The organism is Defluviitalea raffinosedens, from assembly GCF_016908775.1.
Taxonomy (GTDB): Bacteria; Bacillota; Clostridia; order Lachnospirales; family Defluviitaleaceae; genus Defluviitalea; species Defluviitalea raffinosedens.
In genome coordinates this window covers 50,488-75,106 of the sequence record NZ_JAFBEP010000004.1, presented here as the reverse complement: position 1 = coordinate 75,106, position 24,619 = coordinate 50,488, and the positions used below count along the sequence as shown (strand labels likewise).

Annotated in this window: 29 protein-coding genes; all 29 read left to right on the top strand. The window is 33.0% G+C overall.

Translation table 11 applies throughout. From position 1 onward, the window contains the following. The first annotated feature begins 33 nt into the window (after nucleotides 1-33). A complete protein-coding gene (locus tag JOD07_RS04680; RefSeq protein ID WP_158738966.1) occupies nucleotides 34-396 on the top strand; it encodes a response regulator in 363 nt (120 codons plus the stop codon). 1 nt (nucleotide 397) lies between these two features. Then, on the top strand, nucleotides 398-877 hold the full coding sequence (gene fliO / locus JOD07_RS04675; protein ID WP_204612544.1) for a flagellar biosynthetic protein FliO: 480 nt from the start codon (nucleotides 398-400) through the stop codon (nucleotides 875-877). Further along, the gene (gene fliP / locus JOD07_RS04670; protein WP_330636142.1) at nucleotides 855-1,661 is read left to right on the top strand and encodes a flagellar type III secretion system pore protein FliP; all 807 of its coding nucleotides are present in this window, start codon (nucleotides 855-857) and stop codon (nucleotides 1,659-1,661) included. Before fliO ends, fliP begins: the two co-directional genes overlap by 23 nt. Nucleotides 1,662-1,681: 20 nt before the next feature. After that, the gene (gene fliQ, locus JOD07_RS04665; protein WP_204612534.1) at nucleotides 1,682-1,948 is read left to right on the top strand and encodes a flagellar biosynthesis protein FliQ; all 267 of its coding nucleotides are present in this window, start codon (nucleotides 1,682-1,684) and stop codon (nucleotides 1,946-1,948) included. Nucleotides 1,949-1,961: 13 nt separating this feature from the next. After that, nucleotides 1,962-2,747 carry a flagellar biosynthetic protein FliR gene (gene fliR, locus JOD07_RS04660; protein ID WP_204612532.1) on the top strand — a complete coding sequence of 262 codons (786 nt, stop codon included), beginning with the start codon at nucleotides 1,962-1,964 and terminating at the stop codon, nucleotides 2,745-2,747. Beyond that, the gene (flhB, locus tag JOD07_RS04655; RefSeq protein WP_158738971.1) at nucleotides 2,744-3,868 is read left to right on the top strand and encodes a flagellar biosynthesis protein FlhB; all 1,125 of its coding nucleotides are present in this window, start codon (nucleotides 2,744-2,746) and stop codon (nucleotides 3,866-3,868) included. The genes fliR and flhB overlap by 4 nt, the downstream gene beginning before the upstream one ends. A gap of 65 nt (nucleotides 3,869-3,933) precedes the next feature. Continuing rightward, the gene (gene flhA / locus JOD07_RS04650) at nucleotides 3,934-5,979 is read left to right on the top strand and encodes a flagellar biosynthesis protein FlhA (RefSeq protein ID WP_204612530.1); all 2,046 of its coding nucleotides are present in this window, start codon (nucleotides 3,934-3,936) and stop codon (nucleotides 5,977-5,979) included. Continuing rightward, a complete protein-coding gene (gene flhF / locus JOD07_RS04645) occupies nucleotides 5,976-7,190 on the top strand; it encodes a flagellar biosynthesis protein FlhF (protein WP_204612528.1) in 1,215 nt (404 codons plus the stop codon). Before flhA ends, flhF begins: the two co-directional genes overlap by 4 nt. Further along, nucleotides 7,187-8,077 carry a MinD/ParA family protein gene (locus JOD07_RS04640; protein ID WP_204612520.1) on the top strand — a complete coding sequence of 297 codons (891 nt, stop codon included), beginning with the start codon at nucleotides 7,187-7,189 and terminating at the stop codon, nucleotides 8,075-8,077. The genes flhF and JOD07_RS04640 overlap by 4 nt, the downstream gene beginning before the upstream one ends. A gap of 31 nt (nucleotides 8,078-8,108) precedes the next feature. Further along, nucleotides 8,109-8,753 carry a flagellar brake protein gene (locus JOD07_RS04635; protein WP_158738975.1) on the top strand — a complete coding sequence of 215 codons (645 nt, stop codon included), beginning with the start codon at nucleotides 8,109-8,111 and terminating at the stop codon, nucleotides 8,751-8,753. 5 nt (nucleotides 8,754-8,758) lie between these two features. Further along, on the top strand, nucleotides 8,759-9,823 hold the full coding sequence (locus tag JOD07_RS04630) for a protein-glutamate methylesterase/protein-glutamine glutaminase (RefSeq protein WP_158739266.1): 1,065 nt from the start codon (nucleotides 8,759-8,761) through the stop codon (nucleotides 9,821-9,823). Between the two features lies 1 nt (nucleotide 9,824). Further along, entirely contained in the window at nucleotides 9,825-11,915 is a 2,091-nt protein-coding gene (locus tag JOD07_RS04625) for a chemotaxis protein CheA (protein ID WP_204612518.1), read from the top strand. A gap of 14 nt (nucleotides 11,916-11,929) precedes the next feature. Then, nucleotides 11,930-12,376 carry a chemotaxis protein CheW gene (locus tag JOD07_RS04620; protein ID WP_158738977.1) on the top strand — a complete coding sequence of 149 codons (447 nt, stop codon included), beginning with the start codon at nucleotides 11,930-11,932 and terminating at the stop codon, nucleotides 12,374-12,376. Nucleotides 12,377-12,465: 89 nt separating this feature from the next. Then, on the top strand, nucleotides 12,466-13,089 hold the full coding sequence (locus JOD07_RS04615) for a chemotaxis protein CheC (RefSeq protein ID WP_158738978.1): 624 nt from the start codon (nucleotides 12,466-12,468) through the stop codon (nucleotides 13,087-13,089). Further along, complete coding sequence (locus JOD07_RS04610) at nucleotides 13,086-13,580, top strand: chemotaxis protein CheD (protein ID WP_330636139.1); 495 nt, start codon at nucleotides 13,086-13,088, stop codon at nucleotides 13,578-13,580. Before JOD07_RS04615 ends, JOD07_RS04610 begins: the two co-directional genes overlap by 4 nt. Before the next feature lie 10 nt (nucleotides 13,581-13,590). After that, nucleotides 13,591-13,848, top strand: coding sequence for a hypothetical protein (locus JOD07_RS04605; protein WP_158738979.1), 258 nt, complete (start codon nucleotides 13,591-13,593; stop codon nucleotides 13,846-13,848). 67 nt (nucleotides 13,849-13,915) lie between these two features. After that, nucleotides 13,916-14,686 (top strand): FliA/WhiG family RNA polymerase sigma factor, encoded by a 771-nt coding sequence (locus tag JOD07_RS04600; RefSeq protein ID WP_158738980.1) that lies wholly within the window; start codon nucleotides 13,916-13,918, stop codon nucleotides 14,684-14,686. Between the two features lie 19 nt (nucleotides 14,687-14,705). Continuing rightward, complete coding sequence (locus JOD07_RS04595) at nucleotides 14,706-16,349, top strand: DUF342 domain-containing protein (protein ID WP_204612516.1); 1,644 nt, start codon at nucleotides 14,706-14,708, stop codon at nucleotides 16,347-16,349. Between the two features lie 14 nt (nucleotides 16,350-16,363). Further along, a complete protein-coding gene (locus tag JOD07_RS04590) occupies nucleotides 16,364-16,672 on the top strand; it encodes a hypothetical protein (RefSeq protein ID WP_204612514.1) in 309 nt (102 codons plus the stop codon). Nucleotides 16,673-16,689: 17 nt separating this feature from the next. Further along, nucleotides 16,690-17,211 carry a DUF6115 domain-containing protein gene (locus JOD07_RS04585; protein ID WP_204612512.1) on the top strand — a complete coding sequence of 174 codons (522 nt, stop codon included), beginning with the start codon at nucleotides 16,690-16,692 and terminating at the stop codon, nucleotides 17,209-17,211. 319 nt (nucleotides 17,212-17,530) lie between these two features. Then, nucleotides 17,531-18,244, top strand: coding sequence for a 30S ribosomal protein S2 (gene rpsB / locus JOD07_RS04580; protein WP_158738984.1), 714 nt, complete (start codon nucleotides 17,531-17,533; stop codon nucleotides 18,242-18,244). 123 nt (nucleotides 18,245-18,367) lie between these two features. Then, on the top strand, nucleotides 18,368-19,288 hold the full coding sequence (tsf, locus tag JOD07_RS04575; RefSeq protein WP_158738985.1) for a translation elongation factor Ts: 921 nt from the start codon (nucleotides 18,368-18,370) through the stop codon (nucleotides 19,286-19,288). Between the two features lie 53 nt (nucleotides 19,289-19,341). Further along, nucleotides 19,342-19,464 carry a hypothetical protein gene (locus JOD07_RS15635; protein ID WP_274596553.1) on the top strand — a complete coding sequence of 41 codons (123 nt, stop codon included), beginning with the start codon at nucleotides 19,342-19,344 and terminating at the stop codon, nucleotides 19,462-19,464. Then, nucleotides 19,457-20,161, top strand: coding sequence for a UMP kinase (pyrH, locus tag JOD07_RS04570; protein ID WP_158738986.1), 705 nt, complete (start codon nucleotides 19,457-19,459; stop codon nucleotides 20,159-20,161). Before JOD07_RS15635 ends, pyrH begins: the two co-directional genes overlap by 8 nt. Nucleotides 20,162-20,173: 12 nt before the next feature. Beyond that, on the top strand, nucleotides 20,174-20,731 hold the full coding sequence (gene frr, locus JOD07_RS04565; RefSeq protein ID WP_158738987.1) for a ribosome recycling factor: 558 nt from the start codon (nucleotides 20,174-20,176) through the stop codon (nucleotides 20,729-20,731). A 61-nt stretch (nucleotides 20,732-20,792) separates the two neighbouring features. Then, the gene (locus tag JOD07_RS04560) at nucleotides 20,793-21,527 is read left to right on the top strand and encodes an isoprenyl transferase (protein WP_243429247.1); all 735 of its coding nucleotides are present in this window, start codon (nucleotides 20,793-20,795) and stop codon (nucleotides 21,525-21,527) included. Between the two features lie 18 nt (nucleotides 21,528-21,545). Next, nucleotides 21,546-22,352, top strand: coding sequence for a phosphatidate cytidylyltransferase (locus JOD07_RS04555; RefSeq protein ID WP_204612510.1), 807 nt, complete (start codon nucleotides 21,546-21,548; stop codon nucleotides 22,350-22,352). 62 nt (nucleotides 22,353-22,414) lie between these two features. Beyond that, on the top strand, nucleotides 22,415-23,560 hold the full coding sequence (locus JOD07_RS04550) for a 1-deoxy-D-xylulose-5-phosphate reductoisomerase (RefSeq protein ID WP_204612509.1): 1,146 nt from the start codon (nucleotides 22,415-22,417) through the stop codon (nucleotides 23,558-23,560). Continuing rightward, entirely contained in the window at nucleotides 23,530-24,606 is a 1,077-nt protein-coding gene (gene rseP, locus JOD07_RS04545) for an RIP metalloprotease RseP (protein ID WP_204612507.1), read from the top strand. Before JOD07_RS04550 ends, rseP begins: the two co-directional genes overlap by 31 nt. Nucleotides 24,607-24,619 lie beyond the last annotated feature (13 nt).

The following is a 24,619-nucleotide window of genomic DNA, read 5'->3' as shown; positions in this document are numbered from 1 at the left end:
TTTTCAATAATCATTCAAAGGAGAGGGTATTTAATGGCAAAAAAGATTTTAATCGTTGATGACGCAGCTTTTATGAGAATGATGATTAAAGACATTTTAACCAAAAACGGATATGAAATTGCGGCTGAAGCTGAAAATGGAGCTAAAGCAGTAGAAAAATTTAAAGAATTATCCCCTGATTTAGTAATTATGGATATAACAATGCCTGAAATGGATGGTATTCAAGCGGTTAGGGAGATTAAAAAAATAGATGGCAATGCAACAATTATCATGTGTTCAGCAATGGGACAACAAGCGATGGTAATTGAGTCAATCCAAGCTGGAGCAAAAGACTTTATAGTTAAACCATTCCAAGCAGATCGTGTGGTTGAAGCTGTAAAGAAGGTTATTGGATAAGATGAACGTTCAACTTGATATTTCTTTTTCGTTCCTATTGTTTCAGAATAGCAATATTTCTAATACTGGAGGTCAGACGAATATAAACTGGTTTAATATGTTAGGCCAGTTTTTTTTCCTAATATTCCTATTTGCTTTGATTTTGTTTGGTGCATATTATGTTACGAGATGGCTTGGCAGGTTTCAATATCAGAATTACCAAGGAAGTAACATAAAAGTAATAGAATCTGTGGTGATCGGTCCTCAGAAGATGCTTCAGTTAATTCAAGTAGGAAATCATATTTACTTAATTGGTATTTCAAAGGATCATATTGCATATTTAGCAGAAATTGAAAAAGAAGCTATTCAAATTAAAAAATCGTCACAAATTAAATTTGATTCTTATTTGAAGCAATGGATTAAAAAGTTGGACAGAGATTCACAGAGTAAGGACATAAGTTCTGGTGGAGAGAATCATGATGAAAACAAGGAAAAATTTTAAATTTTTAGTATTTGGAATAATAATTACTTTATTTATGCAATTATTTTTTGGGTTTGAAGTTTATGCAGAACCAGTAGACAATGTAACTTTGCCAATACCTCAGATTGGTATTAATATAGAAGCTGCAGAAAATCCACAAGAGGTCGTTACCAGCTTGCAAATTCTATTTATCCTCACAATACTCTCATTGGCACCTTCTATATTAATTATGATGACGTCATTTACAAGAATTGTTATAGCGTTACATTTCTTACGTTCTGCATTAGGTACTCAGCAGACTCCGCCCAATCAAGTTCTTATTGGACTCGCTTTATTTTTAACATTATTCATTATGGGTCCTACTTTTTCAGAAATTAATGAGCAAGCTCTAAAACCTTATACAGCAGGACAAATATCTCAGGAGGAAGCTATTGAAAATGCCATGAAACCCATAAGAAATTTCATGTTCAGACAAGTGAGAAATAGCGATCTGAACTTATTTATGGGAATAGCTCAAATGGATCCTATTGAAAATACTGATGATGTAAGTATTACAGATCAAATTCCTTCAAGAGTATTAATTCCTGCATTTATCATTAGTGAATTAAAAACAGGATTTATGATTGGTTTTTTATTATACATTCCTTTTATTGTTATTGATATGGTTGTCGCTTCTACATTAATGTCAATGGGAATGATGATGCTTCCTCCTGTTATGATTTCGCTTCCTTTCAAAATATTGTTATTTGTTATGGTAGATGGATGGAATTTAGTTATAGGACAGCTTGTTCAAACTTTTAGGTAGAATAAGAGGTGGAAAACCTTATGGAGCAGATGGTTATAGATTTGGCACGGGATGCTTTGCTTGTTGTTATAAAAGTGTCAGCTCCTATGCTTTTAATGGGTTTAACTGTAGGATTAATTGTAAGCATATTTCAAACGGTTACATCTATTCAGGAATCGACATTGGCTTTTATTCCAAAAATCCTTGCAGTATTTGTGGCTATTTTGATCTTTGGTCCTTGGATGCTTACAACTTTATTAGAATATATAAATAATTTATATACAAATATGAATATGTACATTCGTTAAAGGAAAATGAACGATGGATTTTTTAATGAGCAATGTATTTTTAAGAATAGATATTCTTATATTGGTTTTTGTCAGATTTTTAGGCTTTTTTGCTACATCTCCTATTTTTGGAGGTAGAAATGCTCCTACTTATGCAAAAATAGGGTTTTCATTTATTGTCAGTACTATTGTACTTTCTACAATACCTACCATGACAGTGACTTATGAGGATACGATTTTAGGATATGTACTTCTTGTATTAAAAGAATTAACTGTAGGAGCCATATTTGGATTTTTAGTCTATATCATTTTGACTATCTTTTACTTAGCGGGACAATTAATAGACTATCAAATAGGGTTTTCAATGATCAGTGTCTTAGACCCTCTAAGCAACATACAAGTACCTATTACTGGTAATCTTTATTATTTTATGGTTTTGACAATACTTTTGGTAACTAATGGTCATCACAAAATCATTCAGGCATTATTCTATAGTTATCAAGTGTTGCCTATTGGTCAAGCAGTATTTAACAGTGAATTATTGGGACATTATATTGTTATTCTGTCTGATATTTTTATTATTTCCATTAAAGTTGCGTCTCCGATTATAGGAGCTATTTTAATTCTCGATTTTGCGTTAGGAATATTGGCTAGAACAGCTCCTCAGATGAATATGTTTGTTATTGGGTTGCCTCTAAAGTTGATTTTAGGTTTGGCATGCTTAGTGGTAGTAATGCCGTTATTTACTATGATTTATAATTATGTTTCAAAGGAATTGTTTGAAAAGTTATTTTTCATCATTAAGGGAATGATTCCATGACAGAAGAATTTAATATCGTTGGACCATCGGAATTAGTAAGATATGATTTGCAGTTTTTTGCAGATAAAGATGGAAAAACAGAAAAGCCTACTCCAAGAAAACGTAGTAAAGCAAGAGAAGAAGGGCAAGTAGTTAAAAGTATGGAGATTAATACGGCTTTTCTGCTTATATTGATGTTCTCATCTCTTGAAATATTCGGACCATATATTTACGGAAGATTTACTTCAATTTTTGAAAACACTTATATTTTATTGCCGGAATTGGATAATATTTTTACCAACACCTATATCCTAGAATTTGTGCCGCATGTATTATTAGAAATTATTATTATTGTAGCTCCATTATTTGCAGTTGCATTGACTGTAGGAATTACCATTAGTTATGTTCAGGTAGGCTGGCATCCTACATTTAAACCTCTGCGACCTAAATTTGCCAGATTAAATCCTATATCGGGTTTTGGCAGGTTATTTTCAAAGCATTCTATAGTAGAATTATTAAAATCTATAGTGAAAGTTGCAATTCTTAGCGCTGTGATTTACAGTTCGGTTATTAAAGAGGTAGATAATATTGTTCTTTTGATGGATATGGAATTATTACAAATGGTTCAATACATTGGAAAAGTCATTGTCGACATGGGCGTTAAAGTAGGTATGTTTTTTATATTTATTGCTACAGCAGATTATGCTTTTCAAAGATATGAGCATGAGCAGAATTTAAAAATGACTAAAGAAGAAGTAAAAGATGAATATAAAATGACGGAAGGAAATCCTGAAATAAAAAGTAAAATTAGGCAGAAAATGCGAGAAATTTCTTTGAGGCGAATGATGCAAGAAATACCAAAAGCCGATGTTGTTATAACAAATCCGACTCATTATGCTGTAGCTATACAATATGATTCTAATATTGCTTCTGCACCGATTGTAATAGCAAAAGGTGTAGATTATTTAGCGTTAAGGATCAAGACTATAGCAGGAGAAAATAATATAGAGATAGTAGAAAATAAACCGCTTGCAAGAGCACTGTATCAAACGGTAGATATTGGGAAAGAGATTCCACCTGAGTTGTATCAAGCTGTTGCAGAAGTATTGGCATTTGTGTATAGTTTGAAAAATAATAAATAGTTTGCTAGAATGAATACATCTTTTAATTATACGCTATTTTCATGGATGTTGAGGGAGGCTTTTGCGTGAAATCTGGAAATATGTTTCTAGGAGCATTTGTTATATCAATTATTATGATGATTATTATACCACTTCCCCAGTGGGTTTTAGATATATTTTTTACGATTAATATTGCTGTGGCACTGATTATTCTTCTTAATACGTTGTTTTCTAAAGAAGCCACTGATATGTCAATGTTTCCATCCATTTTGCTGATCACAACTTTGTTTAGATTAGCTTTAAATATTTCTTCTACAAGATCAATTTTAGGAGAAGGATATGCCGGTGAAGTCGTTAATGCATTCGGAAGTTTCGTTGCGGGTGGAAATATAGTCCTTGGTGCAGTTGTATTTATCATTATTGTTATTATTCAATTTTTGGTTATCACTAAAGGAGCGGAGCGTGTAGCGGAAGTATCTGCAAGATTTACTTTAGACGCAATGCCAGGAAAACAGATGGCTATAGATGCGGATTTAAATACTGGACTAATTGACGAAGCAGAGGCAAAAGCTAGAAGAAAGAAAATACAGGAAGAAGCTCAATTCTATGGTGCGATGGATGGTGCCAGTAAGTTTGTAAAAAATGATGCCATTGCCGGAATTATTATTACCTTTATTAATATTATTGGAGGACTTATTTTAGGAACTACAGGAATTACAACAGGAAAACCGATGCCTCTTTCCGAAGCACTTCAAGTATATACTATTTTAACAATAGGTGATGGGTTAGTAAGCCAGATACCATCACTTTTGATCTCGACAGCTACCGGAATACTCGTAACTAAAACAGCTACTGAATCTGAGATGAGTAGTGATTTATTTAAACAACTTGGAAGTACCCCTATGGTATTTCAAATTGCAGGAGGAACGTTAATTGTTTTAGGAATTACAACACCATTACCCTGGTATATAATGGTTCCAGTAGGGATATTGCTTATTGCAGGGGCTAATTCCATTGAAAAAAATATTAAACTCCAAACAATTAGTGAAGAAGTTTCAACTGAGGACATAGAAGCTGAAGAAGTAAGAAGACCTGAAAATGTTGTTTCTCTCCTTCAAGTTGATCCTATAGAATTAGAATTTGGATATGGGATTATTCCCCTTGCCGATGTGAATCAAGGTGGAGATTTACTTGATAGGGTTGTAATGATCAGGAGACAAATTGCATTAGAGCTGGGTGCAATCGTTCCGATCATACGTTTGAGGGATAATATTCAGCTAAGTCCTAATCAATATATTATAAAAATAAAAGGCGTTGAAGTCGCTCAAGGCGAAATTCTGTTTGATCATTATATGGCTATGAATCCTGGTTATGTTGAAGAGGAAATAGATGGAATAGAAACCATTGAACCTGCTTTTGGATTACCTGCTTTGTGGATATCAGAAAGTCAAAGGGAAAAAGCAGAAATGCTGGGATATACTGTTGTGGACCCGCCTTCAATTATTGCTACACATTTAACGGAAGTCATCAAAAAGCATTTACATGAATTACTGAGTAGACAAGATGTCCAAACGCTTATCAATAATGTTAAAGAAAAACATCCTGCTCTTATTGATGAATTAGTGCCGAAAATTTTAGGAATAGGAGAAATTCAAAAGGTTTTGGCTAATTTACTTAAAGAATCTGTATCAATAAGAGATTTGGTTACAATATTTGAAACTTTAGCGGATTATGGGACAGTAACTAGAGATACAGATTTGCTAACTGAATATGTTCGACAAAGCCTTGGAAGGGCAATTTCTAAAAAGTTTTTAAATCAGAAAGCAAATAATGTTATTACATTAGATCCATCGTTAGAGCAAAAAGTTATGGATGCTGTACAACAGTCGGAACAAGGTTCTTATTTAGCCTTGGATCCACAGACGACTCAACAGATTTTTGAAAAATTAACCCGTGAAATCAATCGTTTTAATTCTATAGGGCAGCAGCCAATTTTACTAACATCACCTATTGTAAGAATTTACTTCAAGAAACTAACTGAGCAGATTGCACCTGATTTAGTGGTATTATCATACAATGAAGTTGATTCCAATATTGAAGTGCAATCTATTGGGATGGTGAGTTTGACGTGAAGATAAGAAAATATGAAGCTAGAACGGAATATGAGGCAATTGAAAAAGTAAAAAATGATTTAGGTAAGGATGCCTTAGTTTTAAATATTAAAAAGATTAGTCCTAAAGGGATTTTCAAATTATTTAGGCGTCCTATAGTAGAAGTAACGGCTGCTTTGGATGATCAATTTACTAAAACTCAACATCAAAATGAGAAGAAAACAACTCATTATAATAGCACTGACTCAATCAAAGAAAATGATGTTGCTCATTCTGATTTAAGTACATCTCTGCAAGTGATAGACGAGCAAAAGAAAACAATAAAAAGTTTGGAGACTAAATTAGACAATCTTGAAGGATTGCTAACAAAAGTAATGGAAAAGGTAAGCACTGAAAGTCAAATCCGAATTATAGACCATAACGATAAAAGTAGAAAATATAATAGTACTATTTTACAGCTTTTTTATGACAGCTTAATCAAAAATGAGGTACTTCCTGAAATTGCGGAAATTATATTAAAAGATTTAGATCAAACAGAAGAACTCCAATCAAATAATATTAATGATTTAGTCGGAATTGTATATAATCGAATTATGCAAATCCTGGGAAAACCAATTCCTATTGAAATTAATAATACTACTCCAAAAGTTGTTTTTTTTATTGGACCTACTGGAGTAGGGAAGACTACAACAATTGCGAAGATCACGGCTCATTTTGCGCTCAATATGCAAAAAAAAGTAGGGTTAATTACTGCAGATACGTATCGTATAGCTGCTGTGGAACAGCTTAAAACCTATGCAGAGATAATTAATGTTCCAGTAGAAGTAATTTATTCTCCAGAAGAATTAACAGAAACATTGGATAAAATGAAGAATCGAGATATTATATTTGTTGATACTGCAGGAAGATCTCATAAAAACTTTCAGCAATTTCAGGAATTAAATCATCTCTTGTCGACAATAGATGAGAAAGAAGTATTTTTAGTTTTGAGTGCAACAACAAAATATAAGGATATGCTTCATATAATTAATAAATATTCCCCAGTTACTGATTATCGTATTATCTTCACGAAAATTGATGAGACAACTGCTCTTGGGGCAATTCTAAATGTACGCTATTTTACACAAAAGCCTCTATCCTATATTACATTTGGCCAAAATGTTCCAGATGATATTGAATTGATGAGTCCGGAAAAGATAACAAAAGCCTTATTAGGGAGTATGGAAGAATGATTGATCAAGCAGAAAATCTAAGAAAAATTATACACGGCAATAATCAGTTTAAAAATGAGGTTTCAAAGGCGCGTTCAGCGAGAGTAATAACAATTACAAGTGGAAAAGGGGGAGTCGGAAAGAGTAATGTTGCAGTTAACTTGGCAGTACAATTGAGAAAAATTGGAAAAAAGGTTGTAATAATCGATGCAGATTTTGGGTTAGCTAATATAGAAGTCATTCTTGGTATTGTTCCTCAATACACTATTAGTGATGTTATGAATGGTAAGAAGGTAATCACAGATGTTATGACTGAAGGCCCCTTGAATATTAAATTTATTTCTGGAGGATCAGGGGTACAGGATTTGATTCGGCTTAATGAGAGTCAGTTATCATATTTTATTAAAAACTTATATCTTCTCGATAAAATGGCTGATTTTATATTAATCGATACAGGAGCTGGTTTAACAGATCCTGTATTATCTTTCTCGAGAGCAGCGGATGAAATTATTTTAGTGACGACACCAGAACCCACTTCTATTACAGATGCTTATGCACTTGTTAAGACATTGTCTATTCAAAATAGCAAATCTATTCCCAATATTAAGCTCTTAGTAAATAGAGTAGATGATGAAGAAGAAGGAAAAGAAATATACTTAAAATTGAAACAAGTATCCAAGCGTTTCTTAGGCATAGAGATAGAGGAGCTAGGATACATTCCATATGATAGAGCATTAGTTAAGTCAGTTAAATTACAAGAACCAGTTTCTATAAGTTTTCCCAAAAGTGAAGTAAGCAGAGCATTTGAAGACGTTTCCAATAAAATTGCAAATATTGACAGTGTGGACAAAACAGGTTCGGGATTTACCTCATTTGTCAAACGTCTAATGAATATATTTAATTCTTAAATTCAAATAATCTTCAATGAGGAGGACAGCAATGAATGAACCGATAGTACCAGGACTGAAAGTTGAGATCATACGTCATAGTTTATTAGACAAGAATTTATCTCGAAGTTTTATTAGTCAGATAGAAGAATGCGTTGATGATAAAACTTTAATTATCGCGGCACCTATATCAGGTGGAAAAATTGTACGTCTAAAGATTAATAATCAATACAATTTGGTTATATATGCGACTAATGGATATTACAGATGTAATGGTGTCGTTAAAAAATCTTTTAGAAAAGGCTTAATTGAAATGTTGGAAGTTGATTTGGTAACACCCTTCGAAAAATTTCAAAGAAGGGAATTTTTTAGATTTGAATGTGTTATTCCATTTCAATTTCAAGTAGGAGACCTTTGGGAATCGGGAATTATAAAAGATATTAGCGGCGGAGGCATACGATTTATTACAAATTCACAATTAAATACAAAAGAAAATCTTGTGATGAGAATTCCTCTAGAAGCAGAAGAAATACTTTTATCCGGCAAAATATTGATAAAAGAAGATTCGAATACAGAACTCTACAAATATCAACATAGAGTCTTGTTTGATGATATCAAAAAAAATGACCAAGATGCTATAATACAGTATATTTTTATGCAGCAGAGAAAACAAGTCAGACAATATAAAGGATTGTGATTGCAATGCTTGAAAAGAAAAAAGTATTGGTTATTGATGATTCTGCTTTTATGAGAAGAGTGATTTCTGATATAATTAATAGTGACCATAGGTTTATTGTAGTGGGAACTGCAAATAATGGCGAAGAAGGTCTTAAGAAAACTCAAGAGTTGGATCCGGATGTGATTACACTTGATGTAGAAATGCCTTCTATGAATGGATTAGAGATGCTGAATGTCTTAATGAAAACAAATCCCAAACCAGTTATAGTAATCAGTGCTTTAACAAAAGAGGGGGCAGATACAACTATTCAGGCATTAGGATTAGGAGCAGTTGACTTTATTACTAAGCCTAAAAACATTTTTAAAATGAATGAAGAGGAAATTAAAACACACATCTTGGAAAAAATCTTTCTTGCTTCAAAAATACACAATTTTCCTACTAGAAATGAAAAAAAGATTGAGAAGCATACTGTAAAAAGAGTATTTTCGTCTCCTAGTTCAAACGTGAAGAAGATTGTTGCAATAGGCACTTCTACTGGAGGGCCAAGAGCTTTACAAGAGGTGTTACCTTATCTTCCCAAGGAATTGCCGGCATGTTATGTAATTGTTCAGCATATGCCTCCGGGTTTTACTAAATCACTTGCTGAAAGATTAAATACTTTAAGCGAAATTACAGTTAAAGAAGCAGAAGATAAGGATATTTTGCGGCCAGGAGTTGCATATATTGCACCTGGTGATTACCATATTTTAATTGAAAAGTCAAGTAATTCATCTGATTATTGGATTAGATTATCCAGTAGTCCTGCTGTGGGAGGTCATCGACCATCTGTTAATGTCATGTTAAATTCTTTATCAGAGACTAATCTAGATAATATAATTGGTGTCATTATGACTGGAATGGGTTCAGATGGATGTGAAGGTATGAAAAATCTTAAAGTGAAAAATAATGCTTATATCATTGCTCAGGATGAAAAAACCTGTGTTGTTTATGGAATGCCTAAAGCTGTCGTTGAATCAGGAATTGCTGATGTTGTTGTACCTATACAACGGATTGCTAAAGAAATAGTTAAAGCGGTGGAGGTGCTTTAGTATGGACATGAGCCAATATTTAGAAATATTTATCGAAGAATCAAAGGAACATCTTCAAGGATTGAATGAGAATTTACTTCAACTTGAAAATGAGCCTGAAAATATGGCGATTTTAAATGAAATATTCCGTGTAGCACATACTTTAAAGGGTATGTCGGGTACTATGGGATTTACAAAGATGCAAAAATTAACGCATAATATGGAGAATGTACTTTCAGAAATACGAAATGGACATATTAGAGCAAATTCGAATTTGCTCGATACTCTATTTAAATGTTTGGATGCATTAGATAATTACGTCAATGAAATAACAAATACTGGAAGCGAAGGACAAGAAGAGTATAACGATATCCTAAAAGAATTAGGAGAAATATTATCAGGCAATTCAGAAAAAGATGAAGACGAAAGTGAAAAGAAAGAGAACACAGTTGAATCTCATTCAGAAACAGTTGCTCAATCTTCCAATTCAGATATTTCAACTATTGAATTAAGTGAGTTTGAAAATAATGCAGTAAAGACTGCTATTTCAAAGAATTTTAATGTATATGAAATAAATATTCATCTTAATAAGAGTTGTGTTTTAAAATCTGCCCGTGCATTTATTGTATTCAGAACATTGGAGAACTATGGTGAAATCATAAAGGCTATACCTAAAGTTGAGGATATAGAAGATGAAAAGTTTGATTTTGAATTTACTGTAGTAGTGATTTCAAAAGAATCAAAAGAAGTATTGAAAAAAGGTTTGCTTAGTATCGCTGAAGTTGAGGAAATTATTATAAAAGATGTTACATCACAAAATAACATTCTTTCTAGTTCAACAGATTATTCAAGCGACTACACAAGTTCTAGAATACATGAAAGTCTTTCATCAGAGGATATAATTCAAAACACTACATATGAAGAGAGCAATGATGTTTCAAAAGATGCTGCTTCAAAGTCAAAGCCAAAAGCAGGGAAAACTGTTCGTGTAGATATAGATCGACTGGATACTTTAATGAATCTAGTCAGCGAGCTCATCATAGTAAAGACAAGACTTGAAGGAATTGAAGGAGAAAATAATAGCCAGAATTACAATGAAGCAGTAGAATATTTAGAACGAATTACAACCAATATCCATGATGCTGTTATGAAGGTAAGAATGGTTCCTGTAGAAAGAGTATTTAATCGTTTTCCAAGAATGATCAGAGATTTATCTAGAAAGTTGAATAAGGATATTGAGCTTACTATGTCAGGAGAGGAAACAGAGTTAGACAGAACAGTAATTGATGAAATAGGAGATCCTTTGATTCATTTGCTCAGAAATGCTGCTGATCATGGCTTGGAGACAACTGAAGAGCGTATACGCAAAGGAAAAGAAAAAACCGGTCATATTTATTTACGTGCTTATCAAGATGGAAATAATGTAGTCATTGAAGTAGAAGATGATGGTAATGGTATAGACACTAGAAAGGTTAGAGATAAGGCGATTGAGAAAGGAGTTATTACTCCAGAATTAGCTGCTAATTTATCTGAGCAAGAAATCATTGAATTATTATTCAAGCCTAGTTTTAGTACTTCAGAAACGATTTCTGATGTTTCAGGAAGAGGCGTAGGGTTAGATGTAGTTAAAACAAAAATCGAAGCATTGGGTGGAGACATTGAAGTTAAAACTACTTTAGGGAAAGGAAGTAAGTTTATTGTTACTCTTCCACTTACTTTGGCAATTATTCAAGCTCTTATGGTTAAAGTAGGGGAAGAAAAATATGCTATTCCACTTAATACAATTCAAAATATAGAAGATGTAAAAGTTACTGACATACAATATGTGCAAAAGCAAGAGGTTATTGTTTTAAGAAATCAAGTTATACCTATTGTTCGCTTGGATAAAGTTTTGGATGTGCCAAATCAAAATCAGACAGATGTTATTACAGTTGTTATTGTTAAAAAAGGAGAGAAACAAGCAGGTTTTGTAGTTGATGGTTTGATTGGTCAACAAGAAATTGTAATTAAATCCCTGGGTAAATATCTTAGCGGTATTCGAATGATTGCCGGTGCGACTATCTTAGGGGATGGAGAAGTAGCTCTTATTTTAGATATTAATACACTAGTATAGACGGGGGCGATACTATGGAGAATATTTCTAATTCAGAATCTAAGCAATATGTAGTATTTAAGTTGGGCAATGAAGAATATGGTATTGACATACAAAAGGTTCAAATCATTGAAAGAATACAAAATATTACAAGAGTTCCAAAGTCCCCTTATTTTATAAAAGGAGTAATTAATCTTCGAGGGGAAATTATTCCAGTAATGAGTTTAAGAAGTAAATTTGGTTTGCAAGAGGATGACTATAATGATGAAACAAGAATTATTATTGTTGAAATAGAAGACAGCAAGATTGGAATGATTGTTGACCAGGTAAAAGAAGTGCTGCAAATTTCTTCTCAAGCGATCGAAAATGTTCAAGGCTTTACATCAGATATTAACTTTAATTATATTCAAGGTGTAGGTAAAGTAAATGATCATATTGTTACCTTATTAAATTTAAAGAATATTATTGATTCCAATATGTAATCCATATTATATTTATTCTTAAAAGATTTCCGATTTGAGTATTATTTTACTCTTATTGGAAATCTATCATTATTTGAAGGAGTGAAAAAATGCCAGGTATCGATATTGACATGTTAAATACGTTACATCTGGATGTTTTAAAAGAGATTGGCAATATTGGAGCAGGTAATGCTACGACTGCACTCGCTCAAATGTTAAATAAAAAAATCGATATGGGTGTTCCTAAAGTGAATATTTTAGAGCTTAAAAATGTTGCGGATGTTTTAGGAGGCCCAGAAAACTTGGTTGTTGGTATTTTACTTGATGTGTCAGGAGATATTAGTGGTATGATGATGTTCGTGCTTGAACAGAGATCTGCCCATATACTGGTTAATATTTTAATGGAACGAGATATTCATGATATATCTGAATTTACAGAACTCGATATCTCAGCACTTCAAGAAATTGGTAATATTTTAACTGGATCATATTTATCTTCATTGGCGGCATTAACCAAATTGACTATTATTTCATCCATTCCTCAGATGGCTTTTGATATGGCGGGTGCTATATTAAGTGTTCCAGCAATTGAATTTGGAAAAGTAGGAGACAGAGTTTTATTTATAGAAACTGAATTTGCAGAAGGAATTGACCATGTCACAGGGTATTTTATCTTAATACCTGATATAGATTCGTTTGAAAAAATCTTGACGTCATTAGGGGTTAGTTTATGATGGATCCAAATTTAATTATCAAAGTTAAAATGGCTGATCTAAATGTAGCAAAATCCCCCGGTATTTTAACTACTTTAGGGCTCGGATCTTGCGTGGGAATTGCATTATATGATCCTGTAGCAAAAATTGGGGGGTTAGCTCACATAATGCTTCCAGATAGTACACAAATAAAGAACAATTCAAATATTGCAAAATTCGCTGATACAGCAACTGTTAAATTAATTGAAGATATGATTAATATAGGGGCTAGAAAAGACAGAATAGTTGCAAAGCTTGCTGGAGGAGCTCAAATGTTTTCATTTAGTCAATCCAGTGATTTGATGCGAGTTGGTGCAAGAAATGTAGCTGCTTCTCAAGCCATTTTGACAAAACTTGGAATACCTATTATTGCTTCTGACACAGGAGAAAATTATGGAAGAACCGTTGAGCTGTACACTGAAGATGGGAGACTTGTTATTAAAACAATTGGTCATGGAATAAAACAAATATGAGGGATAAAATATGGTTAAAAAGTTGGATATTATTCTGCCTTTATTTATGGGTATAATTATATGGGCAATAAGTTTCTTTCAAAAGGATTCGCTTAATTCGATGGTTTTAAAACTTATTATAACTCTTTTGGTGTTTTATGTTATAGGTTTTATTATACGTTTGATGATTGAAAAAGTCTATTCAAGCACAAAGCATGATCATGATCCGAATGCAGATGAAAATCATGACCCTAAAGAGGTTTTAGACGAAGATCTCACGCAAAACTAATTTTTTATTAAAAGCGTTCCTGTGATTAATTGCCGGCTGAAGTTAAATTCGTTTCAGGAGGAATCATATGACTGAAAAAAATCTCCAAGAGTTATGGGAACAATATGAGAAGACGAATCAGCCTTCTTTAAAGGAAAAGCTAATTATTGAATATGCACCTCTGGTTAAATATGTTGCAGGGAGATTGAATATTTACTTAGGTCAAAATGTGGAGTATGAGGATCTTATAAGTTATGGTATATTTGGACTAATTGATGCAATTGATAAATTTGATCTTTCAAAAGGAGTAAAATTTGAAACATATGCTTCTCTTAGAATTAGAGGCGCAATATTAGACAGTATACGTAAATTAGATTGGGTTCCTAGATCATTAAGACAGAAATATAAGCAAATTGAAAAAATTTGCATGGAACTGGAAACAGAGTTGGGTAGAAGTGCTACAGATGAAGAACTAGCTGAAAAAATTGGAATATCTAAAGAAGAAGTGCAGGAGACATTAAAAAAAATTAATTTACTTTCTCTCATTTCGCTTGAAGAATATGTCGAGCAGAATAATGAACCAAGGGCGGATACAGATTTTCCCAGAAGCGCTGAGCAACCTGAAACTTATATAGAAAAACAAGAGCTAAAAAGGATTCTTAAAGAAGCTATTGAAAAACTTCCTGAAAGAGAACAGAAGATTTTATTTTTTTATTACTTTGAAGAGCTAACTTTAAAAGAGATAAGCGCAATTATGGGAGTTTCAGAATCTAGGATATCACAGCTTCATACTAAAGCTATTACTCGTTTAAAAGGAAAATTAGGAAGGTATAGGTCCATTCTCTTTGAATTATTTTAGCTATAATGGAGGGAATATTATGCAAAATTTTGAGGGTTTATCACCAAACCCCCAACAGGATTATGATGGCTTCTTTGATTTTGAAATGAAGGAAGATGGTCTTTATCTTGTTGTTTATGCACCTCATGGAAAAGGAAAATTTGTGACTGTAGAAGATGTGGTTAAGCGTCTCAATCAAAGAAATTATAAGCAGTATAATCTGGAGACTATTAAGCAAGCAGTTAATGCTGTAAAATCTCAAGAAAAAATCGAAGTTTTACTTTCTTCACATGAAGATGTAGAACCTGTGAACGAGCAAGTTCTTGTAGAGATTTCAAAAGATAAAATGTTTGCAGTAATTTCTTTTATTCCTCCTCAAAATAATGGTGTCCTTCTTTCATATGATGACGTTCTTAGACAAATTGAAGCTAAGGGTGTAGTTTTTGGTATAGAGAAAGAAGAATTGCAAAAGGCATTAGATGAAAGGAAACCAAACTTCAAGTATATCATTGCACAAGGCATTAAACCAATTAATGGAGATAATGCCAAATTAGAGTTTCATTTTAGAGCACATAAGGAAATTAAGCCTAAGATTTTAGAAGATGGAAGTGTTGATTTTTATAATTTAGATTTGATTGAAAATGTTTCAAAGGGACAGATTCTTGTAACACTGATTCCTCCTACTGAAGGTGTTCCAGGAAAAAATGTATTGGGAACAGATTTGCTTCCAATTAAAGGCAAAAATGCAAAACTCCCTCGGGGGAAAAATACTGAGATTTCAGAAGATGGTACTAAATTAATTGCATCTATTGATGGTCAAGTGGTGTACAGCAATAATGTTGTAAATGTTTATGAGACATATGAAGTTCCTAATAATGTGGACAATGAAGTAGGTAACATTGACTTTGTAGGCAATGTGATTGTAAAAGGAAATGTGGTAACTGGCTTTTCAATTGTAGCCGGTGGAAACGTTGAAGTATACGGAGTTGTTGAAGGTGCTCGTATTGAAGCTCAGGGGGATATTATTCTCCATAGAGGCATTCAGGGAATGAGCAAAGGTTATTTAAGTTCTATGGGCAATATCGTTGCTAAGTATATTGAAAACAGCACAGTAGAAGCAGCAGGTGATATTAGTAGCGAAGCCATTATGCATAGCCAGATTAAATCCGGTGGCACAGTTAAGGTAGAAGGAAAAAAGGGGTTAATCGTTGGAGGCGTTGTTCGGGCGAGAAAACAAGTTGATGCCAAAGTTATCGGTTCACATATGGCTACTGTAACAGAAATAGAAGTTGGAATAGACCCAGCTTTGGTAGAAAGATACCGTTATTTAAAAGATGAATTGGCAAAAACAAAAAAAGAGATCATAAAAACAGACCAAGTTATTGAATTATTAAACAAAATGAAAGAAGCGAATAAACTTACTGACGAAAAAAGAGATATGTTGCAAAAATCCATTCGTACTAAAATATTTTTAAATAGCAGACTGAAGAGTATTACGGGAGAAATTGCAGAAATTGAACCACAATTAGAGGAAAAAGAAGATGGAAAGGTTCGGGCCTATGGTATTATCCATCCCGGAGTTAAAGTTACAATTGGTACAGCTTGTATGTATATCAGAGAAGAATTAAAATATTGTACGTTATACAAGGATAGGGCCGATATAAGAACAAGTAGTTATGCTTAAGGGGGGAGCGAAATATGTCCATTCGCCCTTTAGATATGCAGGTTATGATTCCTAAGACCCCAGAAATTTCACAACAGTATCAAGATCAGTCTCATCGCGTAATAACTGAGCAGCAACAATTTGCTCAGTTCATGGAAGAGCAGATCTCTCAAAACAAGGAAAAAGTTCAAAGTTCCAATAAACCTGAGTATGCAGTTAATAAAGATGCTCAGAATAAAAACCAATATCAAAAGAGTGATTCAAAAAAGAAAAAACAAGACAAAGATAAAAATAAAAAGGAAGATATGTCTGATCGTAGCAGCATAATAGATATCAGAATATAAATTGAGGTGTGTTTAGAATGCCCCAGATGGAAATTGTGACTGTAATGATTTTATTTGCTGTATCTGTTGTAGCAATTGTATTAATAATTGGATTGATTTTTCTGAAAGATAAATCAGAATCTAATTATAATCAAATGATGATTGAGCAGCAAATTAAAGTTGAAAAAGAGTTAAAAGAAAGAATTGATGAAGCTGATCAAATGTTAAAAGAGCTCAATCAGTTTTCTTCGTATATTCAGTCAGAATTGGAAAAAAAGCATAAAGAACTCTTGTTTTTATATCAAATGATTGAAGATAAAGAAAAAAAATTTGCAATTTCCAAAGACGTAGTGACTGAACAACATTCCCTTGAGGACTTTTCCAATGAGATAAAAGAAAATGAAAACGGGTCAGAAGTTCATGGTGTATTAAATAATAAATACTATAATTCAATTATTGAACTGTACAAATCAGGAAAGGATACTTCTTCTATAGCAAAAGAATTAAACATTGGAAAAGGTGAAGTTGAGTTGATTTTAGGGCTTTCTAAAACGAGATAAATCGTTTTTGAATATCAAGAAGATCTAACTGAATTCTTATAAAATATTAAAACACGACTGTATATTATTAGAATAGTCGTTTTTTTTATGCCGGGAATATATTTTGAATTTTTGTAAATAATACGCAATAAATGATTTTGGAGAACGAAATTTATAATAATAAAAGAAATAAAAATATTGATTAACTTACAAGAATATGCTATACTTCCATGTGGAAATAAAACACACACGATTCGGATTTCCCGTTAGGGTGCCCAATGGGTCTTGCGGGAAGATGACGAATTCGGAGGTAAAACCAAAATATTAGGAGGAAAATGCAATGAGCGTAATTTCAATGAAACAATTATTAGAAGCAGGGGTACATTTTGGACATCAAACAAGACGTTGGAACCCCAAAATGGCAGAGTATATTTTTACTGAAAGAAATGGAATTTATATTATTGATCTTCAAAAAACAGTAAAAAAAGTTGAAGAAGCTTATCAAGTAGTTCGTGATGTTGTTGAAGAAGGCGGTACGATTCTTTTTGTAGGAACAAAGAAACAAGCACAAGATTCTATCAAAGAAGAAGCTGAACGTTGCGGAATGTTCTATGTAAATCAAAGATGGTTAGGTGGAATGCTTACCAACTTTAAAACTATCCGTTCAAGAATTGAAAGACTAAAAGAATTAGAAGAAATGGAACAAAACGGAACATTCAATTTGTTACCTAAAAAAGAAGTAATCAAACTTCGCCATGAAAAAGAAAAACTTGAAAATAATGTTGGTGGAATTAAAGAAATGACTAAGCTTCCAGATTTAATTTTTGTAGTTGATCCAAGAAAGGAAAGAATTGCTATTCAGGAAGCTCATATTTTAGGTATTCCAATTATTGCAATCGTCGATACAAACTGTGACCCAGAAGAAGTAGATTATGTTATTCCAGGTAACGACGATGCAATTAGAGCAGTTAAATTAATTGTTGGAAAAATGGCTGATGCAGTTATTGAAGTGAAACAAGGGGTACAAGATACCGTTACTGCCGAAGAGGAATAAAGTCGTAAGCCTTTAGGCTTCAGCCTGTTATTAGGTTGAAGCCTTTTTAATAGAGTGAATAAAGACATAAAAATTACAGATTATACAGTATATGATAAAAAATATTAATTGGAGGTACGAAAAATGGCAATTACAGCTACAATGGTAAAAGAATTAAGAGAAATGACTGGCGCAGGAATGATGGATTGCAAAAAAGCATTATCAGAGGCAAACGGTGATATGGATAAAGCAGTTGAAATTTTGAGAGAAAAAGGGTTGGCAAAAGCTGCTAAAAAAGCAGGTCGTATTGCTGCAGAAGGATTGGTTGCAAACTACATTTCAGAAGATGGAAAAGTTGGAGCATTGGTAGAAGTAAATAGTGAAACAGATTTCGTCGCAAAAAATGAAGAATTTAAAACTTTTGCTGCACAAGTTGCAAAACAAGCTGCTATGACAAAAACAACTACAATTGAAGATTTTAAGAATGAGGCTTGGCTTTTAGATTCATCTAAAACTGTAGAAGATGTTTTGACAGAAAAAATTTCTGTTATTGGAGAAAACTTAAACATTCGTCGCTTTGTAAAATTTGAAACCGAAACTGGAGTAATTGTTTCTTATATTCATGGTGGCGGAAGAATTGGAGTATTAGTTGAATTAGCAAGCCAAAATACTTCTGATAAAGTAAAGGAAGCTGCAAAGGATATTGCAATGCAAATTGCTGCTGCTAATCCACAATATATTACAAAAGATGAAATTCCTGCTGACTTTATTGAAAAAGAAAGAGAAATCTTAAAACAACAGGCTCTTAATGAAGGCAAACCAGCTAATATTGTTGAAAAAATGATAGAAGGCCGTTTAGCAAAGAACTTAAAAGAATTATGCTTGGTTGATCAGCAATTTATAAAAGATCCTGATATAACTGTTGCTAAATATTTAGAAGGTGTTTCAAAAGAAGTTGGCACTAATGTTACTATTAAAGCATTTGCTCGTTATGAAACCGGTGAAGGATTAGAGAAGAAAGAAGAAAACTTTGCAGAAGAAGTTGCAAAACAGATGAATTTATAATTTTGATATAAAATAGGATGGGGGGGCACAATGTGTTTCCCCTTTTCTATGGAATGAATATCAATTTTTATGATGAAATGTTTTTACTTAATAATCGTATAGAAATTTTCAAATTTGTATGGAATAAAGTAAAAAAATATGATACATTAATATCGGAGGAAAAATCCTATGACTAAATTTAAGCGTATCTTAATTAAATTAAGTGGCGAAGCTCTTGCCGGTTCCAAAGGAGTTGGATTCGACTATAATACTGTAATGTCTGTTGTTGAGCAGTTAAAGCAATTAGTTGAACAAGGAACAGAAATTGCTGTTGTTATTGGCGGTGGGAACTTTTGGAGAGGCAGAAGCAGTGAACAAATGGATCGTACAAAAGCTGATCAAATTGGGATGCTTGCTACAGTTATGAATGCCTTATATACAGCAGAAATATGCAGATCTCAAGGATTAAATGCAGTAGTACAAACTCCGTTTCAGATAGGTACTATGACTGAAGTGTTTACAAAAGAAAAAGCTATTCATTACATAACCAATAATACAGTAGTATTTTTTGCTGGTGGGACAGGGCATCCTTTTTTCTCGACAGATACAGGAGCTGCATTAAGAGGATGTGAAATAGAAGTAGATGCTCTTTTATTTGCAAAAAATATTGATGGCGTATATGATTCTGATCCTAAATTAAATCCATCAGCAAAGAAATTTGATCAACTCACTTGTAAAGAAATTTTAGATAAGGACCTAAAAGTTATTGATGGAACTGCTGCAAGTCTTTGCATGGAACAAAAATTGCCCATTCTAGTTTTTGGGCTTAATATTGAAAATAGTATAATTAAAGCGGTTTCTGGCGAAAATATAGGAACATTAATAACAAATTAAGGGGGAAATAATATGGATGTAAAAGAGTATGAAGTTTATGAAAATAAAATGAAGAAAACAATTGCTACTTTGGAAGAAGAATTCAATACTATTCGTGCAGGACGCGCTAATCCACATATATTGGATAAAATTACAGTTAATTATTATGGTGTTCAAACACCTCTTCAGCAAGTTGGAAATATTACTGTACCAGAAGCAAGAATCATCCAAATTCAGCCTTGGGATAGTTCCTTATTAAAAGAAATTGAAAAGGCTATTATGGCTTCTGATCTTGGCATTACTCCAAATAACGATGGAAAATGCATTCGATTAATTTTCCCTGAATTAACAGAGGAAAGAAGAAAACAACTTACGAAAGAAGTAAAGAAAAAAGGCGAAGAAGCAAAAGTTGCTATTAGAAATATACGCAGAGATGCAATTGAACATTTTAAGAAAGTTCAAAAAAATGGAGATATTACTGAAGACGATTTAAAGGATTGCGAAGAAGATATTCAAAAGATGACAGATCGTTATATCAATGATATAGATAAGCGTGTTGAAGCGAAAAGTAAAGATATTCTTGCAGTATAGAATGTTACATATGCCCCTTCTTTGGAGGGGTATTTGTTAATTTGTCGTTAAGGAGGCCAGAATGGGCGGAATTGATTATAAGCAAATGATTAATTTGGACAATTTACCTAAGCACATTGCTATTATAATGGATGGAAACGGTCGTTGGGCCAAAGAAAGAAAGAAATCACGAAGTTATGGGCATCAAGCGGGATCAAAGGCGTTAGAAAGAGTATTACGTGCAGCAGATGCTTTAGGTATACCCCATTTAACGGTGTATGCTTTTTCGACGGAGAATTGGCAACGTCCTAAAGAAGAAGTAGACAGCTTGATGAATTTACTTAGAAGTTATTTAAAAAAATACTTAAAGGATTCAGAAAAAAATAATATTAAGATTGACATTATAGGCGATAAGGCTAAACTCGATGAAGATATTCAAGAACAGATTCGTGATTTAGAAATGAAGACTTCTAAAAAAAGTGGATTAAATCTACACATTGCTTTGAATTACGGAAGCCGTGATGAAATTATCCGTGCAGTTAAAAAAATGAGTCAGGATGTATTAGAATCTAAATTAAACTTAGATTCAATTGACCAGCATACTTTTTCTATGTATTTGGATACAAAAGCTATTCCTGACCCTGATCTTTTAATTCGTACCAGTGGGGAACAAAGACTTAGCAATTTTTTATTATGGCAAATTGCTTATAGTGAGTTGTATTTTTGCGATAAATTGTGGCCGGATTACGATGAAAACGATCTTTATAAAGCGATTTATGAATTCCAAAATAGAAACCGTCGTTTTGGATTAATCTAGGGTTCGGAGGAGATTTTATTGCGTTTGCGTATTATAACAGCGGTTGTTGGAATTCCACTGTTACTGGGTATAGTTTTATCAGGCGGATGGATTCTAAAACTTGCAATCGGACTTTTGACATTGGTAGGTTTGCGTGAATTTTATACAGCTATGGAAGAGAAAGCCCATCCCATAAAATATATTGGGTATATTTTTACGGTCATATTTACTTTTTTTGTATTTCCTAATGATCAGTGGTATATAGTATTTTTTATTTGTTTTTTATTCGTCTTGCTTTTAAGTATTATATTTTTTCACCCAAAATATAATATTATAGATGTAGCTGTTACATTTATAGGCTTTTTTTATGTAAGTTTCTTATTTTTTTATGTTTTAAAAGTTCGTAATTCTGCCTATGGAGAATTTTTTGTCTGGCTCATATTCATCAGTGCTTGGGGGAGTGATACCTTTGCCTATTTCACTGGTATTACGCTTGGAAAGCATAAGCTATGCCCCAAGTTAAGCCCTAAAAAGACTGTGGAAGGCGCTTTGGGTGGAATTGCCGGAGGATTTGTTTTATCTTTTGTATACGGCATGGTGATTACATATTTTACTAAGACTCCAATTGTGAATTTTCCAATTATTTGCTCTATTATTGGAGGAATCGGAGCAATGATATCACAATTAGGGGATTTAACTGCATCTTCAATTAAACGATGTGTAAATATAAAAGATTATGGTAAATTTTTTCCGGGACATGGAGGAGTATTAGATCGATTTGACAGTATACTTTTCACTGCCCCATTCGTATATTATTTTATAATTATGTTAAACCTAATTTTCTGAAATTTTAATCAAAACACTATACTTATGAAGAAGTTGCTTGAATAATAAATGAGGTGAGCAATTTGAGAAAGATTTCCATACTGGGCTCAACAGGTTCTATTGGTACACAGACTTTGGATGTTATTCGAAATCTTAAAAATGCAGAGGACATAAAGGTATGTGGTTTATCAACCAATCAGAATATTGACTTGATTGAGAAACAGATTTATGAATTTCATCCCAGTAAAGTAGCCGTTATGGATGAAGAAAAAGCATTTGAATTAAAAAAAAGATTGAGGAGCTCAGTTGAAGTTTTAGCTGGGATTGATGGGTTGATAGAAATCGCTACTATGGAAGAGATCGATACAGTGGTCACATCTGTAGTAGGAACAATTGGATTGATACCGACTTTTGAAGCAATAAGAAGAAAAAAGAATATTGCTTTAGCAAATAAAGAAACTCTTGTAACAGCAGGGCAAATTATTATGGAAGAAGCTAGAAAAAATGATATAAAGATTCTTCCTGTGGACAGCGAACATTCCGCAATATTTCAATGTTTACAAGGAAATAAGCAGAATCCTGTTCAACGAATTATTTTGACTGCTTCTGGAGGACCATTTCGAAATAAGTCATTGAAAGAACTTAAAAATGTAACAGTTGAAGATGCTTTAAAGCATCCGAATTGGTCTATGGGAGCTAAAATAACAGTGGATTCCTCTACGATGATGAATAAAGGCTTGGAAGTTATTGAAGCCAAATGGCTCTTTAACATTGAATTAAGTCAAATTGAAGTTGTAGTTCATCCACAAAGTATGATCCATTCCATGGTTGAATTTGAAGATGGATCTATTATTGCTCAGATTGGGGAACCGGATATGAGGGTACCTATTCAATATGCTTTAACTTTTCCAAAACGTTATAGAAGTAATTGGCCAAAGGTTGATTTTACCAAAAGAAATATATTTTCTTTTGAACAACCTGATTTATCCGTTTTTAAGTGCTTGCAGCTGGCGTATGATGCTCTTGCCATCGGTGGATCTATGCCTGCGGTATTGAATGCAGCGAATGAAATAGCAGTAGAAAAGTTTTTAAAAAAAGAAATTCATTTTTTGGATATTCCTATAATGATTGAAAAGGCGATGGAAGCACATAATACAATTATGCACCCTACATTATCTGATATTTTAGATATAGATCAATGGGCAAGAGAATTTACGAAAGGGCGGTGAGTTTTTTGACTATTTTAATAGCACTTTTAGTGTTTGGGATAATCGTGTTAGTTCATGAATTTGGCCATTATGCTGTTGCCAAAAAAAGTGGCGTTAAAGTTGAAGAGTTTGCTATTGGAATGGGACCCAAGCTGATCAGTAAGCAATATGGAGAAACACTATATTCCATTCGTATCCTTCCAATGGGTGGTTTTTGTAAGATGTTGGGAGAAGATTCAGCTTCAGAAGATAAACGTTCTTTCACCAATAAATCAGTTGGAACGCGTATTGCAGTGATATTTGCAGGTCCGTTTATGAATCTGGTTTTAGCTTTTGTAATTATTGCCTGGTTTGTAGGATCCAATGGGTATATAACAACTAGAATAGATCATGTATTACCAGATACTCCGGCTGCAAGTATAGGGCTTCAACCAGGAGATAAAATTATTTCTTTAGATGGACAAAGAATTCATATAAGACAAGAAATTAGTTTAATACTTAGTCAAGTCAAAGATCATCCAATTGAAATCATTGCTTCTAGAGATGGTGAAAAAATCACGAAAGTGATCACTCCTGTTATTGATGAAAAAACAAATCAAGGATTTTTAGGTATAAGTTTTGAATCAAAAGAACAAGGAGAAGCGACGATTCTGGAAATCTTGGGACAAAGTTTATGGCAGGTAGTCTTTCTTGTAAAGCAAGTGGTACTTGGATTTATACAAATTATTACAGGACAGGTAAGCAGACAGCAAATTGCTGGACCTGTTGGTGTGATTCAAATAATAGGGGAAAGTTATGAATCGGGATTAAAAACAAGTTTCTATATTGCTATCCAAAACGTATTGTATTTTGCTGCAATTATCAGTGCGAATTTAGGAGTTATGAATTTATTGCCTATTCCTGCATTGGATGGAGGCAGATTAGTTTTTTTAATTATTGAGGGATTAAGAGGCAAGCCTATTGCTGTTGAAAAAGAAGGGATGATCCATTTCATAGGCTTTGCATTGCTGATGGTATTAATGGTTTTTGTATTGTATAATGATGTAGTCAGAATTATAACTCATTAGCTGTTGGGAGGAC

Coding starts and splice junctions, on each gene's coding strand:
- JOD07_RS04680 (WP_158738966.1), top strand. CDS start 34: ATGGCAAAAAAGATTTTAATCGTTGATGACGCAGCTTTTATGAGAATG.
- fliO (WP_204612544.1), top strand. CDS start 398: ATGAACGTTCAACTTGATATTTCTTTTTCGTTCCTATTGTTTCAGAAT.
- fliP (WP_330636142.1), top strand. CDS start 855: ATGAAAACAAGGAAAAATTTTAAATTTTTAGTATTTGGAATAATAATT.
- fliQ (WP_204612534.1), top strand. CDS start 1,682: ATGGAGCAGATGGTTATAGATTTGGCACGGGATGCTTTGCTTGTTGTT.
- fliR (WP_204612532.1), top strand. CDS start 1,962: ATGGATTTTTTAATGAGCAATGTATTTTTAAGAATAGATATTCTTATA.
- flhB (WP_158738971.1), top strand. CDS start 2,744: ATGACAGAAGAATTTAATATCGTTGGACCATCGGAATTAGTAAGATAT.
- JOD07_RS04640 (WP_204612520.1), top strand. CDS start 7,187: ATGATTGATCAAGCAGAAAATCTAAGAAAAATTATACACGGCAATAAT.
- JOD07_RS04635 (WP_158738975.1), top strand. CDS start 8,109: ATGAATGAACCGATAGTACCAGGACTGAAAGTTGAGATCATACGTCAT.
- JOD07_RS04630 (WP_158739266.1), top strand. CDS start 8,759: ATGCTTGAAAAGAAAAAAGTATTGGTTATTGATGATTCTGCTTTTATG.
- JOD07_RS04625 (WP_204612518.1), top strand. CDS start 9,825: ATGGACATGAGCCAATATTTAGAAATATTTATCGAAGAATCAAAGGAA.
- JOD07_RS04620 (WP_158738977.1), top strand. CDS start 11,930: ATGGAGAATATTTCTAATTCAGAATCTAAGCAATATGTAGTATTTAAG.
- JOD07_RS04615 (WP_158738978.1), top strand. CDS start 12,466: ATGCCAGGTATCGATATTGACATGTTAAATACGTTACATCTGGATGTT.
- JOD07_RS04610 (WP_330636139.1), top strand. CDS start 13,086: ATGATGGATCCAAATTTAATTATCAAAGTTAAAATGGCTGATCTAAAT.
- JOD07_RS04605 (WP_158738979.1), top strand. CDS start 13,591: ATGGTTAAAAAGTTGGATATTATTCTGCCTTTATTTATGGGTATAATT.
- JOD07_RS04600 (WP_158738980.1), top strand. CDS start 13,916: ATGACTGAAAAAAATCTCCAAGAGTTATGGGAACAATATGAGAAGACG.
- JOD07_RS04595 (WP_204612516.1), top strand. CDS start 14,706: ATGCAAAATTTTGAGGGTTTATCACCAAACCCCCAACAGGATTATGAT.
- JOD07_RS04590 (WP_204612514.1), top strand. CDS start 16,364: ATGTCCATTCGCCCTTTAGATATGCAGGTTATGATTCCTAAGACCCCA.
- JOD07_RS04585 (WP_204612512.1), top strand. CDS start 16,690: ATGCCCCAGATGGAAATTGTGACTGTAATGATTTTATTTGCTGTATCT.
- rpsB (WP_158738984.1), top strand. CDS start 17,531: ATGAGCGTAATTTCAATGAAACAATTATTAGAAGCAGGGGTACATTTT.
- tsf (WP_158738985.1), top strand. CDS start 18,368: ATGGCAATTACAGCTACAATGGTAAAAGAATTAAGAGAAATGACTGGC.
- JOD07_RS15635 (WP_274596553.1), top strand. CDS start 19,342: ATGAATATCAATTTTTATGATGAAATGTTTTTACTTAATAATCGTATA.
- pyrH (WP_158738986.1), top strand. CDS start 19,457: ATGACTAAATTTAAGCGTATCTTAATTAAATTAAGTGGCGAAGCTCTT.
- frr (WP_158738987.1), top strand. CDS start 20,174: ATGGATGTAAAAGAGTATGAAGTTTATGAAAATAAAATGAAGAAAACA.
- JOD07_RS04560 (WP_243429247.1), top strand. CDS start 20,793: ATGGGCGGAATTGATTATAAGCAAATGATTAATTTGGACAATTTACCT.
- rseP (WP_204612507.1), top strand. CDS start 23,530: ATGGGCAAGAGAATTTACGAAAGGGCGGTGAGTTTTTTGACTATTTTA.